Annotated in this window: 11 protein-coding genes and 1 pseudogene; 6 read left to right on the plus strand and 6 right to left on the minus strand. The window is 69.1% G+C overall.

Annotated features, from left to right (window positions below; all coding sequences use genetic code 11):
• The first annotated feature begins 428 nt into the window (after positions 1-428).
• On the plus strand, positions 429-968 hold the full coding sequence (locus AWQ68_RS27150) for a DUF1062 domain-containing protein (RefSeq protein WP_218007058.1): 540 nt from the start codon (positions 429-431) through the stop codon (positions 966-968).
• Positions 969-1,162: 194 nt separating this feature from the next.
• Here AWQ68_RS27150 and AWQ68_RS27155 read toward each other — a convergent pair whose 3' ends face one another.
• Positions 1,163-1,711, minus strand: coding sequence for a GNAT family N-acetyltransferase (locus AWQ68_RS27155; protein ID WP_066945093.1), 549 nt, complete (start codon positions 1,709-1,711; stop codon positions 1,163-1,165).
• Between the two features lie 217 nt (positions 1,712-1,928).
• Between AWQ68_RS27155 and AWQ68_RS27160 the strand changes: the two genes are divergently transcribed.
• On the plus strand, positions 1,929-2,678 hold the full coding sequence (locus tag AWQ68_RS27160) for a class I SAM-dependent methyltransferase (RefSeq protein ID WP_373281546.1): 750 nt from the start codon (positions 1,929-1,931) through the stop codon (positions 2,676-2,678).
• Between the two features lie 422 nt (positions 2,679-3,100).
• On the opposite strand, the gene AWQ68_RS27165 is transcribed toward AWQ68_RS27160, so the two are convergent.
• Positions 3,101-5,497: a M4 family metallopeptidase gene (locus tag AWQ68_RS27165; protein WP_066945098.1), complete on the minus strand. Its 2,397-nt coding sequence runs from the start codon at positions 5,495-5,497 to the stop codon at positions 3,101-3,103.
• Between the two features lie 615 nt (positions 5,498-6,112).
• Between AWQ68_RS27165 and AWQ68_RS27170 the strand changes: the two genes are divergently transcribed.
• The 3 genes from AWQ68_RS27170 (at position 6,113) to AWQ68_RS27180 (ending at position 10,439) form a co-directional block, all read left to right on the plus strand.
• The gene (locus AWQ68_RS27170; RefSeq protein WP_066945100.1) at positions 6,113-6,487 is read left to right on the plus strand and encodes a hypothetical protein; all 375 of its coding nucleotides are present in this window, start codon (positions 6,113-6,115) and stop codon (positions 6,485-6,487) included.
• Positions 6,488-6,523: 36 nt separating this feature from the next.
• The gene (gene secD, locus AWQ68_RS27175; RefSeq protein WP_066945104.1) at positions 6,524-8,770 is read left to right on the plus strand and encodes a protein translocase subunit SecD; all 2,247 of its coding nucleotides are present in this window, start codon (positions 6,524-6,526) and stop codon (positions 8,768-8,770) included.
• Between the two features lie 259 nt (positions 8,771-9,029).
• Entirely contained in the window at positions 9,030-10,439 is a 1,410-nt protein-coding gene (locus AWQ68_RS27180) for an FG-GAP-like repeat-containing protein (protein WP_157545772.1), read from the plus strand.
• Positions 10,440-10,707: 268 nt separating this feature from the next.
• Here AWQ68_RS27180 and AWQ68_RS27185 read toward each other — a convergent pair whose 3' ends face one another.
• Entirely contained in the window at positions 10,708-11,307 is a 600-nt protein-coding gene (locus AWQ68_RS27185) for an ABATE domain-containing protein (protein ID WP_066945110.1), read from the minus strand.
• An 87-nt stretch (positions 11,308-11,394) separates the two neighbouring features.
• Here AWQ68_RS27185 and AWQ68_RS27190 point away from each other — a divergent pair, with 87 nt between their 5' ends.
• Entirely contained in the window at positions 11,395-12,183 is a 789-nt protein-coding gene (locus AWQ68_RS27190; RefSeq protein ID WP_066945112.1) for an MBL fold metallo-hydrolase, read from the plus strand.
• Positions 12,184-12,403: 220 nt separating this feature from the next.
• Here the strand turns inward: AWQ68_RS27190 and AWQ68_RS27195 are convergent, their stop codons facing one another.
• The 3 genes and pseudogenes from AWQ68_RS27195 to AWQ68_RS43735 form a co-directional block, all read right to left on the minus strand.
• Entirely contained in the window at positions 12,404-13,132 is a 729-nt protein-coding gene (locus AWQ68_RS27195) for a hypothetical protein (protein ID WP_157545774.1), read from the minus strand.
• Between the two features lie 382 nt (positions 13,133-13,514).
• Complete coding sequence (tsaA, locus tag AWQ68_RS27200; RefSeq protein WP_157545776.1) at positions 13,515-13,982, minus strand: tRNA (N6-threonylcarbamoyladenosine(37)-N6)-methyltransferase TrmO; 468 nt, start codon at positions 13,980-13,982, stop codon at positions 13,515-13,517.
• Positions 13,982-14,187 (minus strand): annotated as a pseudogene (locus AWQ68_RS43735) (TetR/AcrR family transcriptional regulator); the annotation flags it as partial. The pseudogene AWQ68_RS43735 and the gene tsaA, both read right to left, overlap by 1 nt.

The raw sequence follows: 14,187 nt of genomic DNA on the forward strand, positions 1-14,187 counted from the left end.
TCCCGTGGACGGTCTTCGCCGACCCGGAGGGCAAACGAGCTCTGCGTCCTCATCCCGGCTGACACGGAGCCTTGCCGACCCTCACCGTGGACACCGGCGACGGCTACCGGCCGGGCCTCGACGACACCATCGCCTTCGCCACTGAGGGGTCCCGGTAGCACTGACGAAGTTTCGGTCGGAAAACCGTTTGAGCCTTCCTTCCGCGTTCCCGTAGGTTGCCCCCAGCCCCGTCGCAGTGAGGACAGAGGACATAACCGCGTGACCCCGCCTGCTCTTTAGACCTGACACCTTCTTCCGCTCACCTGTAGCCGACGCTCCCGTCGGTTCTGCCGGGCTGCCCTTGTGCGCCCGGTCATACAGCGTTTGAGGTCGCGCGTAATCGGCCTCGTGTCAGGTCTAGAGAGATCATGTCTTCACAACCTCATACCGTGCTGCCCTGGGTCGTTCGCCGGACCAGGCTGCCTCTGCTGTCGTTGCGGTGCGTGGACTGCCGGTCGGAGTCGGCCACCACCGGCGAGGGCAGGTTCCGCGTCAACGCCAACGGCAAGCTGCTGGACGTGTGGCTGCTGGTCCGCTGCGTATCCTGCGATCGGACGAGCAAGCTCACCGTGCACGAGAGAGCGCCGGTCAGATCCTTCGATCCGGCCGAGCTCCACGGCTACCGCGTCAACGATCCGGAACTGGTGGCGTCCAAGCTGTTGGATCCGCTGCTCGCCCGGCGCAACCGCTTCACCCTGGACTGGACGGGGGCCTGGCGGCTCGACACCCCGTCGGCATGGCTCGACGAGGCGTGGCCGGTCCAGGTGGAGGTCGTCTTCGAGGATCCGGTACCGGTGCGCCCGGAACGGCTCATCGCGCAAGGGCTCGGCCTCAGCAGGAACGAGGTACTGCGCCGGATCAAGTGCGACATCCCGCTGCGCCGTCCAACGAGCGCCGGATTCACCTTTGCCGTGATGGCCGGGGACTAACGGGGATGTAGCCGGGCGGGCCACCCGGCCCGCCCGGCTTCACCCTCGAAACCATGCCAATACCGGACGCGCAAGCCACCCCCGTCACGGAACGCAGCGGCCCCGGCCAGGGCCTGCGCCCCCTTCCGGAACCCGGACGCCGTCGAAGACGGCGAAGGCTGACGGCCCGCACACCACCCATTCCGGGCACGAGCTCAAGCGGGCGGCGTGACCGGGGACCACACGCCCATCCACTGTTCGGCGCCCCACGCCTCGTACCGTTGCACTTCGACGAACCCCAGCTTCGCCGCGAGGCGCATCGAGCGGTCGTTGGCGGTCTGGGTGCAGAGCACCACCGGCTCACCGGGAAACGCGTCGGCGAACCAGCCGAGCGCCGCCGCGCACGCCTCGGCGGCGTACCCGTGTCCCCATGCCTCTGGCAGGAGCAGGTAGCCGAGTTCGGCCTCCCCGGAATCCGGACGGACATGACTCCGACGCTCCGCGTCGCGCCGATTGAGCTCGATGGTGCCGATCATCGCTCCGTCGAGCTCGATCACGAAAAGGCCGGGGCGCCTCTCGGGCGTCTCGGGCAACGAGCGCTCGAACTCATCACGCGGTCGAGGGCCACCGATGTAGGTGCCCACCTCTGGCGAGGTGAACAGCTCGATGATCGCCGCACGGTCCCGGGCCTCGGGCTCGCGGAGCACGAGCCGCTCGGTCCGTATCGGGGCAGGTGGCCAGGCAACGGGGCCAAGCTCAGTCATGGCGGGCAACCTATCGCACTCGGCGGGCGCTCTCGCCGCTGTTCTGGGTGCATATCAACCCCTACGGACGGTTCCGTCTCGACATGAACACCCACCTGGACCTCAGCCCGGTCGCGTGAGAAAGGTGCGCCCGGCTTCCCGCGGGGAGCGGACTCCGCCGACGGCCCAGCGCCCGGGCTGTTCGCGGGCCCGAGCCTGGCAAGCCAAGATGGCCGCCATGTCTACCGTGCCCGAAAATCACGTCGAGCCCGCACATCCGTCCCGAGCCAACGACTATGACAGTCTCGCCGAGGCGTACGCGGCCGAAAACGAGGCCGGCATCGCGAACGCCTACTACGAGCGGCCCGCCATCCTGGCCCTTGCGGGGGACGTGACCGGCCGGCGGATCCTCGACGCCGGCTGCGGCTCGGGCCCGCTGTTCGCGGCGCTGCGCGACCGGGGTGCCGTCGTGACCGGCATCGACAACAGCACCGGAATGCTGGAGCTGGCCCGGCAGCGGCTGGGTGCCGGCGCGGACCTACAGGTCGCCGACCTGCGTAACCCGCTGCCGTTCCCCGACGGCGCGTTCGACGACGTCATAGCGTCCCTGGTACTCCACTACCTGGAAGACTGGGGGCCGACGCTCACCGAACTGCGGCGCGTGCTGACGACCGGCGGCCGCCTGATCGTGTCCGTCGACCATCCCTTCGCCATCCACGCCATCCACCGCTCGGCCGGGCGCAAGACCGACTATTTCGCGACCTACAACTGGACCGAAGAGTGGACCATGGGCGGCCAGACCGTCCCGATGAGCTTCTGGAACCGGCCACTGCGCGCGATGACCGACGCCTTCACCGCGGCCGGCTTCCGTCTGGCCGTCATCAGCGAGCCACAGCCCGTGCCGGCCGCCCGCGAGCTGTTCCCCGACGAATTCCGCGCCCTCGCCACCAGCCCGAGCTTCCTGTTCTTCGTTCTAGATGCCGACTAGTAGGTGGCAGCCGGAATGGCGTGGACCTCCTATGGCTACGGCGAGCCGCCTACCGGGGCGCGCCGGCTCGGCGAGCTCGACTCCCGTCCGGTGCCGTTCCTCTCTGGACAGAGCTGCCGACCCGGCAATCCGCCGGCGGGTCACCTCTTGAAGATGCGAGCGCCCCCGCGGTGTGGGGCGGGGGCGCGCGGGGTGAATGGTCAGGTGAACAGGTGGTGTGGCCGGAAGGTCAGATCCAGACGGACTGCAGCATTTCCACGTAGCGGGCGCCGAAGCCGCCCGGGCGAGGTGACGGCCTGGACGGCTGCCTGTCCGACTTCGGCCTCTGGAATTCATTCCTGTCTCTGAAACGATGTGGGCGGGCGGCCCACGGATGGCCGCCCGCCCTGTCATCGATCAGAACGACTGATCAGGGTTCCTGATCAGAGCCGCTGCCAGAGGGCGGGAACGTTCGGCGGCTCCCAGCCGGGCAGTGACGTGTGCCCCTGGAGGCACCGGTAGCGCACGCCGTCGTAGGTCACGACATCGCCCGCCTTGTACGAGGTCCAGGTCGCCCAGGTGGTCTCCCCACTGCCGCCGCCGACTGTCAGGGAGAAGGTCGTCGAGTGGCTGGCCGACGTACCGGCCGCGTTGAGGTTGATCGTGTAGGTCCCCGCCGTGGTGGTCGAGGACGTGACGATCGTCACCGTCGAGGTCTGCCCCGCGCTGATCGTGGAGGGGTTGAAGGTCACGGTCACCCCGGCCGGCGCGTTGCTGGCCGACAACCCCAGGGTCTGCGTGCTGCCGCTGATCACCTGGGTGCCGAGGGTCGCGGTCGCCGACTGGCCGGCCTGTACGGAGGCCGACGACGGGTTCACCGAGACGGAGAAGTCGTTCGTCGGAGGCTGGTCGCGGCCGACGGTCAAGGAGAACGTCGCCTCGTGGGTGGTCGAGCCGGCGGTGCCGACGACGGTCACCTGGAAGGTGCCGCCCGTGGCGGTGGAGGAGGCGGACAGGGTCAGCGTGGAGGACTGGCCGGCGGTGACCGTCGCCGGGTTGAACGACGCGGTGACGCCGTTGGGCAGCGAGCGCGTGCTCAGAGTGACCGGCTGGGCGCTGCCGGAGGTCACGGCGGTGTTCACCTGGGCGGTGGTCGACTGGCCGGCCTGGACGCTGCCGGAGGTCGGGTTGAGGGAGACCGAGAAGTCGTTGCCCGGGTTGGCCGTGCAGGTCGGCTCACCCGACTGGGCGTTGACGCTGACCGCGGCCCAGGCCGCCTTGACCGCGTCGAACTCGGTGCAGCTGTTCTTGAACAGCGACTTGGCCGCGTTCAGGGTGGCCACGCGGGCCTTGGCGTGGGTCCACGGAGTGGTCTTCAGGTTCAGGCCGCCCATGAAGATCTGGCCGGCCTTCTGGATGCCGATCCCGGTGACGGTGGTGCTGTTGCAGGTCGGGCTGGTCGGCTTACCCCCACCGGGGTTGCTGCCCTCCGCGAGGAGGTAGAACCAGTGGTTTTGCGGGCCGGCCGCCTTGTGCACCTCGGTGTTGGGGATGGAGGCGCTGTAGCAGTTGGGGTCGCCCAGCGCGCTCGGGTTGTACATGTTGCGGATCGGGCCGTTGCCGACGAGGTTGAGCTGCTCGCCGACCAGGTAGTCCGGCGTGTCGTACGGGGCCGGCTCGTTGGCGTAGTGCTCGGTCAGCGCGCCGAAGATGTCACCGGTGGACTCGTTCAGCCCGCCGGCCTCGTTGCCGCTGCCCGCGCCACCGGAGCCGGAGAACTGGAAGATCGCGTGGCCGTACTCGTGCGCCACCACGTCGTACGTGGTCGCCTGCTTGTTGTTGGCCTGGTTGTGGCCGAAGTTGGTGTAGGACCCGTTCCAGTAGGCGTTGACGTCGTTGAGGCCGACCCGGGCGGGGTAGGAGCCGCCTGATCCGCTGTGGCCGTTGCGGCCCAGCCAGTCGCGCAGCATGTTCCACTCGACCTGCGCGGCGTACATCGCGTCCACGCAGGCGGTCTCCAGGTCGGTGCCCGAGCCGTTGCCCCAGCTGTCACTGCTCTTGGTGTAGGCGGTGCCACCCTGCCCGCCGCAGCGCAGCCCCGGCCGGTTCGGGTCGGTCATCGAGTACGAGCCGCCGGACCCGGAGGTTGCGAGTGTGACGGTGCCGTGGTAGTTGCTGTTGCCGGTGCCGTCCCGCACCTCGTCCCAGGCGTCGATCACCTGGCCGGTCTTGGCGTCCACGTACACGTGCTGCACGCTGGGGCCGCCGTGCTTGGCGGTGCCGGTGACGACGACCTCCCACGCCAGGCGTGGCCGGGCGGTGGTGGCGTGCACCACCAGCTCGGGGGTGGCGACGCTGTCGGCGCCGGCCAGTTGGGCGCGGGCGGTGTCCGCCGCGGCATCGGCGGTGACGGTGGCCTTCACGTCGAGCTTCAGCGTGGTTTCCTGGCCGGTGGCGACGGTCTCGACGACCTGGCCGGAGGGGTCGGTGGCCACCACCACGTCGCCGCCGTAGACCGGCACGCCGCGGTGGGAACGCTGGTAGGTCAGGTACTGCAGGCCGCGGGTGCCGGCGATGTTGCGTACCAGCTGGAAGGTGTCGTCGGCCGAGGCGTGCAGCGCCGTCGTGTCGGTGGCCAGTGCCTTGTCGGCACTGGCGACGGCGTTCTTGCGCTGCTGGGCGTCCGGCTGAGCGAACGCCGGCGACGGCGGCGGGGCCACCTGGGCAGCCGCCTGGGAGCCGTCGGCCCCGGCCGCTGAAGCGGCGGGCACTGCTGTGAGTGTGGTCAAGGTGACCGCCGCCAGCAAGGCGACGGCGCCCGACCTCATCGTGGGATTCACTCTTGGTGACTCCTCTGCATGGGGGGCTGCATGGGGGGTGAGCAGTCCGAGCAATCGGACTGGCCCCAAGCTGACACCAAGAGCGTCCGCGCAATACCCTCCAAATTTGCATAACTCTGGGATATGGATGAATCCCCCAGAAAACCCCACTAAGGGCGAAATTCGGCACTAGATGGTGAAACCTGCTACGTAGGTGCCACTACGGCGAGCGGACGCGCGACAACGACGACACTGGGCGGCCTCTGAGCCTGGATCCACGGCCTGAAATCGGTCGGTCGTTTTCCGGGTCCAATTCCTGGACAAGGACCGTTCGGGCAGATCAGAACTCGTTTCAGGCGTGCGAGGGCCGCCGCTCGCAAATCGCGGCCTGTCCACACAATCGTCCGCGCCGGCAACGCCGCCGCTTGACCCACCTCAGCGGCCAAGCCGCTCCCCTCCGATAGCGCCGGCAGCGCATACGCATCCCTGACCCGTGAGACGATCAACGCCTCCCGCTCGGCCGGGGCGGTCGCCGTACCGGCGGACGGCGAACCGGGCCGAGGCCGGGCGGTTCATCGTGGCGCGCCTTCGGAGCGTCCCACGCTACGGTGGCCTGCTGAGCGGAGAGGAGAAACGATGCGGAGCAGACTGACCGCCGCGTTGCTCCTTCTGCTGCCCGTGTTCCTCTTAGCGGGCGCGACCCCGGCGGACGCGCTCACCGCGACCCACCGGGCCGCCTCCGTCACGGTCCTCCACGCCGGACCCATCTACACGGCGCACAGGTGGTACGACCTGCCCGCCCCCGGGGTGGACCAGCAGCACAGGATGCCCCGGCTGCAGGCGCGCTCCGGCCCGCACACCGTGTCCGGTGGCGTCGCCGTACTTCCCGGTGCCGGGCCGTACCGCGCTCTCCTCGTTACGGGGCAGCACGGTGCGGCCGGCCCCAGCCTGCCCGTGCCTCCAGGCACGTCGATCGCCCCGGCGCGCGCGCCGCCCTCCACAGCGCAGTGACACGTTTCCTATAACGACAAGCCTGTGGAGGCTCGAATGTCACGTGCGCCCTTGTGGCGTGCGTTGGCGGCGCTTGCCGTCATCGCGACCTCGCTGTCGCTGGCCCTGACCATGGCTCCGCGCCTCGGTCTGGACCTGCGCGGCGGGACCCAGCTCGTCTTCGAGACGAGGGACTCCCCCACGGTCAAGGCGGACTCGGAAGCCGCCGACCGTGCTCTCGACGTCCTCCGGCGCCGCGCGGACGCCCTCGGAGTCGTCGATCCCACCCTGGTCCGTTCCGGCGAGAACAGGATCATCGCCGAGCTGCCCGGCGTGCTCGACCCGCGTGAGGCGGCCAAGGTCATCGGCAAGACCGCGCAGCTCAATTTCCACTCGGTCCTCGGCGCCGCCGAGGACGGCGACAAGGACGCCGTCGCGGACGAGAGCGGCCAGAAGCTGAAGCTCGGCCCGGTGGCCATCAGCGGGGCCGACGTTACCGACGCCGCGGCGTACACCGATCCCCAGATGGGGTTCGGCTGGTTCGTCACCATCGATTTCAAGGAGGCGGGCCCCTGGCGGGAGCTCACCGGGAAGGCGGCCTGCGAGCCGATCGGCGATCCCAAACGCAGGGTGGCCATCGTGCTCGACAACGAGGTCATCTCCTCGCCGCAAGTGAACGACACGGTGGGCTGCAACGCCGGCATCGCCGGCGGCACCACCCAGATCACCGGATCGTTCAGCGCCGAGGAGGCGCAGAACCTGGCGGTGCTGATCAAGGGCGGTTCGCTCCCGGTGCCGCTTGAGCTGGTCGAGCAGCGCACGGTCGGCCCGACGCTCGGCGCCGAGGCGATCGAGGCCAGCGCGAAGGCGGGAGTCCTCGGTGTGCTCCTCACCGCGCTGTTCATCGGCGTCATCTACCGCCTGGTGGGCGTGCTCGCCGCAGTCGCCCTCGGCTGCTACGCGTTGATCTCGTACGCGGGGCTGGTGGCGCTCGGGGCCACCCTGACCCTGCCCGGCCTGGCCGGTTTCGTGCTGGCGATCGGCATGGCGATCGACGCCAACGTGCTGGTCTTCGAACGGGCCAGGGAGGAGTATCACGAGTGGCCCCGCAGGGGCCTGCGCGCCGCGCTCGACCGGGGGTACAAGAACGCCTGGAGCGCGATCGCCGACTCCAACATCACCACCCTGCTCGCGGCCGGTCTGCTGTTCTGGCTGGCGTCGGGACCGGTCAAGGGATTCGGGGTGACGCTGGCCATCGGCGTCATCGTCTCGATGTTCTCGGCGATGGTGATCACTCGGGTGCTCACCCACCTGGTGATCGGCCGGATCGGCCCGAAGGCGTCCGGCCTGTCGTCGGTCGGCCGGGTGCGGTCCTGGTTGACCCGGCGGAACCCGGACTTGATGTCGCGCAACCGGCTCTGGCTCGTCATCTCGGCCGGGCTGCTCGTGGTGATGGCCGCGGGTCTCTTCACCCGCGGGCTGAACTACGGCGTGGAGTTCACCGGCGGCCGGATCATGGAGTTCGCCACCAGTCGGACCGTCGACGCCGGGACGGCCAGGCAGGCGGTGTCGGACGCCGGGTTCCCCTCGGCCGTCGTGCAGATGTCGGGCGACGCGATCTCCGTACGGACCGGGCAGATCGGCGCCGACGACGTGGTGCGCATCGAGAAGAAGCTGGGCGAGCGGGTGGGTGAGGTCACCAAGCAGCGTGACGAGCTGATCGGGCCGAGCATGGGTGAGGAACTGCGCAGGAACGCGCTCATCGCGCTCGGCGTCGCGCTGGCGGCGCAGCTCGTCTACCTCGCGATCCGGTTCCGATGGACGTTCGGCGCCGCCAGCGTGGCCGCGCTGTTCGTGGACACCTTGGCCGTCGTCGGCGCGTTCGCCTGGCTGGGCAAACCCATCGACGGTGTCTTCCTGGCCGCCCTGCTCACGATCGTCGGCTACTCGGTCAACGACAAGGTCATCGTCTTCGACCGGGTCAGAGAACTGTGGCCGGCGAACCGGAAGACGCCGTTCGACCGCGTCGTCAACACCGCGATCCTGCAGACGGTGCCACGCACGGTGAACACCGGCGGCAGCACGATGTTCGTCGTGGCGGCGCTGGCGGTGTTCGGCGGTGACTCCCTGCGGGACTTCGCGATCGCGCTGCTCATCGGCATCTTCGTCGGCACGCTGTCGTCGATGTTCTTGGCCGGGCCTGCGGCGATCGAGCTGGAGCGGTTCAGCAAGCAGCCACCGCCCCAGCAGACGAGCAAGCGGCGGGCGCCCCACGTCCGCGAAGGGTCGGGCGCGGTGGTCTGAGCCGTTTCGTGGTGACACGCCGGTCGAGGTCACCCCTCGACCGGCGTGATCGCTGCGGCCGGCAGACGGGCGGATCCTGGCCTCACCGGTGGGCCACCCTGGGGATCCCAACCCCGTACGGCGTCCGACCGGCCCCAATCCCATCCGCGGTGTGGGTCGATTTCGACGACTCGGCTGCGGCCTGCCCGAACCGCCCCGCTGAGCCGGCGAACGGTCACCGATCCAACCGATCTACAAGTGTGATCCCAATACTGGCGCCATGCGTATGAACAAGCCGGCGTGGTCGGCGGCCCTACTCGCCCTGACCGCGGTCATCGCCTCTCCCGCCCAGCCCGCCGCCAGCGCGGCCGTCGGCGGCAGCAGGGATTTCGACGGCGACGGATATCAGGACCTGGCAGTCGGCACCAACGGTCTCAGCGCAGGGGTCGTGATCCTGCACGGAGGGCCGGACGGCATCAATCGCTACACGGTGCGCCGTCCCCCGGAGAACTGCACGCCCGGCTGCTTCGGTTCGGGCGATCCGGTGGCCGCCGGCGACCTCGACGGCGACAACGCGGCCGAGGTCGTCTTCGCCAACAGATACGGGTACGTGCAGATCGACTCCTGGAAGTCGGGGCACGCCGAGACGGTCTACTCCGGACAGGGGCCCGGCGAGAACACGCGGTTCCTCAGGGTCGGGGAGTTCGACGGTCGGCCGGGCGCCGACGTGATCGGCATCCAGGACACCCACGTTCAGGGCAAGACTCGGGTCTACCTCGTCTCCCAGCTGGTTTCCCGCCTCAACGGCGGCGGGTGGACCCGTAACCGCCTCTACGACGGGCCCGTCTATGTGAAGTCCATCGCCACCGGCGACGTACGTGGCGGCGGCAAGCAGCAGATGGCGATGATCGTTCACAGGTGGGTGGACGAACAGGAGGAGTCTCCCTACCTGTGGCTGCTGGACGACGTGACCAAGGACCCGGTGACGCTCGACAGCGGCCTGTGGGCCTGGGGCGGCCTGTGCACCACCCAGAACAGGGACGTGCTGGGGTGCCCGAAGCAGGATTCCCAGGTGGCGATGGGCGACGTGAACGGCGACGGGCGACTGGACGTGGTGATGGCCACCCCGAGCACCCGCGGCCTGCAGGTGTGGTACGGCTCGGCGTCGGGTTTCTCCCAGTTCCCCGGGTTCTCCAGGCACGACCTCAACTGGTTCGACGCCGGTACCGGGCGCAGGCTCGACCTGGACGTGGGTGACATCAACGGCGACGGCGCCGATGACATCGTCCTGGGCCTTCCCGACGCCGACGTCGAGGGACAGCACAGAGCGGGCCAGGTCGTGGTCATCCCCGGGTCCCCGAACTCGGCCCGTGGCCCGGCGGTCGATGCCGTGCGGATCATCACGCAGGACCGCATGAGCTCCCCCGGGGAGCCCGACACCGACCCCATCGGCGAGCAGTCCCAGGGGCGTGACAGCTTCGGTCAGACCGTCAGGGTGCTCGACGTCACCGGCGACGGCAAGGCCGAGGTCATCGTCGGCGCCCCGGGCAAGTACGCGCACCATGGCATGATCGTGGTCCTGCGTGGATCGGCCTCCGGCGTCTCCAGCAGCGGCACCCAGGTCTTCCGCTCCGATCAGTTGGGTATCGGCTCAGTGAGCACTCAGCTCGGCAGTTCCCTGTCCCGCTGACTCGGTTCCCTACGGCGGCGCCGAGCGGGACAGGAAGGGCCAGCCCTCGACGTCCTTCTGGTGATGTCGTCTCGAAGCTCCCGAAGTTACGGCGAGCCGCAATGTAGGGACGGTCAGTCAGCAGGCAGCCCGGCCGGCCTCGTTCCAAGTCGACGCCAAGTCGATCACTAAAGCGCACTGCGACGCTTCGGTGTCGATAACGACACCGAGGAGGCGGCCGGGACGGAGTCCCCCTTCCCCTTCACGTCACGGTCTCAAGGAGGTTTCGTCAGTCCGCCTTCGACTGGGTGCGTCGGGCGTAGGCGCGTGCGGCGCGGGCGCGGTCGCCGCAGCGGATGGAGCACCAGTGGCGGCGGCCGTGGCGCAGCAGGTAGCGGTTGCAGGGGGTGGAACCGCAGGCGGTGAGGCGGTCGGCGTCGGGGCCGGTGAGGAGGTCGGCCGCGTTGGCCGCAAGGGCCGCGAGAGCGCGGTCGAGGATCTCGTTGGTGGGGCACGGCGCCGCCCGGTAGGGGCCGTTCTTCTCGTCCCAGTACAGCAGGGCGGCCGTGGGGGCCCTGCTCAGGGCGTCATTGACGGCGGACACAGCGGTGGGCAAGGCGGGCAGCCCGGCAACACGGGCGGCGAACAATCCCCTGACGTGTTCGCGCAGCGAGCGGAGCTGCGTCGCGCACATCTCTCGCACCCCGGCATCGGCGGGAGCGAGGCCGCGTTCGGTGAGCCACTGATTCGTCGCCGCAGGGGTGCCGAGGAGATCGATGAACTGCCCTCCGGGCAGCGCGATTGCGCTGTTGACGAAGTCGAGGGCGAGGTAGTCCTCCGCACCCGGCGCGGGCGGCGCCACAGAGTCGGCGGTCAGGAACTCGCTCATGGCATTCATGGTACGGCTTGCATTCATCCGTGAGACACCGCTACCGTCATTCACGGATAAACCGCTCTTCATCCGTGAGGTTTTTCGATGGCTGATACCAGGACGACCACTGAGGAGATCCCCGTACGCGTCTTCGGCGGCCCGACCGCCCTTTTCGAGTACGGTGGCCTGCGATTCTTGACCGACCCGACCTTCGACGCTCCCGGCGACTATCAGGTACCGGGCGGCCAGTTGACCAAGACGGCGCCTTCCACCGCCGCGCCGGCCGACCTCGGCCGTATCGACGTGGTCCTGCTCTCCCACGACGAGCACCCCGACAACCTCGACCACTCAGGCCGAGCCCTGCTCGCCGACGTCCCGCTCACCCTCACCACGCCCGGGGGTGAGCAGCGCCTGAAGAATGGGGTCAAGGGGCTGGCCGACTGGGAGTCGATCGAACTGGACCGCCCCGGCGGCGGCACGATCACCGTCACGGGCGTGCCCGCCATCCACGGCCCCGGCACACGTGAGGAGGTCGAGCCGTTCACCGGCCAAGTCGTCGGATTCGTGCTGACCGGAGAGAGCCTGCCCACCGTCTACATCAGCGGCGACAACGCCTCGCTCGACCTGGTCAAGCAAATCGGCGAACGCTTCGGCCCGGTGGACACCGCCATCCTCTTCGCCGGAGCTCCTCGCTTCACCGTCCTCTTCGACGGCGCGCTCATTGTCCTCGACAGCGCCCAGGCTGCCGAGGCTGCCAAGATTCTCGACGCCCGCAGGGTGGTTCCCGTCCACTACAACGGCTGGGCCCACTTCACAGAAGGCCGTGAGGAGCTGGTTGCCGCTTTCACCGCCGCTGGGCTTGTTGACCGCTTGGACCTGGGTGACCCGGCCTGACCAGGCGCCAACCGGCACCTCGGTAGGGCCTGTCGGCTCGCGGCCTCCACCGGCTCGGCCTGCCGCAGCGGCGCCCACACATCCTGGGGTCTTGTCCGAGTGTCGTCCACCATGAGCATCGACACGGCACCGAGGCAGAGGTCGACTTCGGTGATGTCATGGTGCGGATCGCTCGGCCGTAGAGTCACCCGGTGCAGCCCCGCAGGTACGTGTCGCCTGGCTAGGAGCGGCGGGGGTCATAGTTCTGGAACTCGACCAGGCGGATGTCGCTCCGCGGCAGCAGGGGCACCCCGCTGCTGGAGTCCAGCACCACCCGGCGGCCCAAAGGCTCGCGCAGCGTGACGCCGATCCGGTCCGTCTTCCCTATGTCGTTGCAGACCTCCACGTTGTCGTTGAGCCGGACGTCGACGCCCACGACCACCGCTTCGGGCGTCTCGTGGACGCGCGAGCCGTACGTCGTGTCGCAAATGCCGTGCGTATAGCTCAACTGGAGCTGAGTCGGCGCGCGCACCTCGTAGGTGCTCACCTCCTGGATCCCGCGGTCCAGCGGTCGGGGCGGCCCGCCCATCGCCTCCGGGTCCACCGCCACCCGCCGGAACGGTTCCGGCACGCCCTTCACGGTGAAGTCCCACGTCGGTACCCGCACGTCCCCCCGACTGCTGGGCATCGTGGCCTCGCCCCGCGCCACCGCGACCACGCGCAGTGGCCGGCAGCCCTTGGCCGGGCACTCCTCGTCGACGAAGGACTTGGGCTTGCTGAGCCCGGCGTAGGCGGCTGTGGCCGTCAGCACCGGCACGTTCAGCGTGCTCTTATCGGCCCAGCGCAGCTTGGCCGGGGCGGGCACCTCGGCCGGGAGCTCGGTCTCCAGCTTCCAGGCGCTGTTGATCACGCTCCGCCCGACCCAGCGGGGCATGCGTCCCCAATCGGACTCCAGGGTCAGGTTCCGCAACGGTACGAACCCCGCGATCCAGGGCTCTCTCCGCCGAACTCTGCCAGCGTTCGGCGACCTCACGGGCGCGGTCCGTGAACTCGTCGAACTCGTGGGCAGTGACCGGAGCTCGGCTGGAACCGCAGGCCGTCGCGAGCATGATGAGCACTGCGACTGGAAGCATCCTCATGTTCGGTAGACGTGCCGGCGGGCGGCACGGTTCGCGCAACCGCGCGTCAGGAGGCACGGCTACGTCCTTGACCATGGTCACCGCTACGAGGGCCAGACGCCGGAACAGGTCACCGCGCCCCTGAGCGAGACGGTCGGCCGGGCCCCGGACATCCTTGACACCAGCCTCGGCGGTGCCAAGACCGCCGCCTACCGCAGCCGCCGCCAAACCTGATCAAGCCTTGTAGTACTCGCTCATGAGATGGGTCGCCCAGGCGGGCTGCCGGACCGGATCGGTGGGCGCGAATTCGACCAAGTACGGCTTGATGTCCAGAACAGGGGTGCCGTCCAGCGCGTCCAGGTCGGCCACATGCAGGTCGCGTCCATCGACGGCCAGCAGCCGGCACACAGAGACGCCGAGCCGGTTGGGCCGGTACGGTCCACGGTGCGCGAAAACGCCCACGAGCGGGCCGTCGGGATTCTTGCGCGGCGGACGCGGCCGGCTTTGCACGTTCTCATCGTCGATCCGGTCGAACTGGAAGACGATCTCCAGATGGGAGAACTCCTGTAAGCCCTGCAGGGCCGACGCCTCGAAGCGGTCCTCCAGCCGGATGACGGCCTTGACGTCATACCAGTTGTCCTCGTACATATCGGGCCGTCCGCCAAGGACGCGGGCGACGGGGCTCAGAATGACGCCGTCCATCATGAATCACCTCGTATGGAGCAGAGCTGGGCGCGGAGGGTGTCGCCGACCCATCGCTCCCAGCGCTCGCGCGTCCACCCGCGCTCACGGACGAACAACAGGTACAGCTCGGGGCTGAGCAGGCCGTACAGCAGGTCGGCGGCCTCCTCCACCGACACCTCGGCTCGCGCACCGGGTTTGCCGACAAGCGCCTCGGCCGCGCCCC

The sequence above is a fragment of the Microtetraspora fusca genome, assembly GCF_001570365.1.
Classification (GTDB): Bacteria; Actinomycetota; Actinomycetes; order Streptosporangiales; family Streptosporangiaceae; genus Microtetraspora; species Microtetraspora fusca.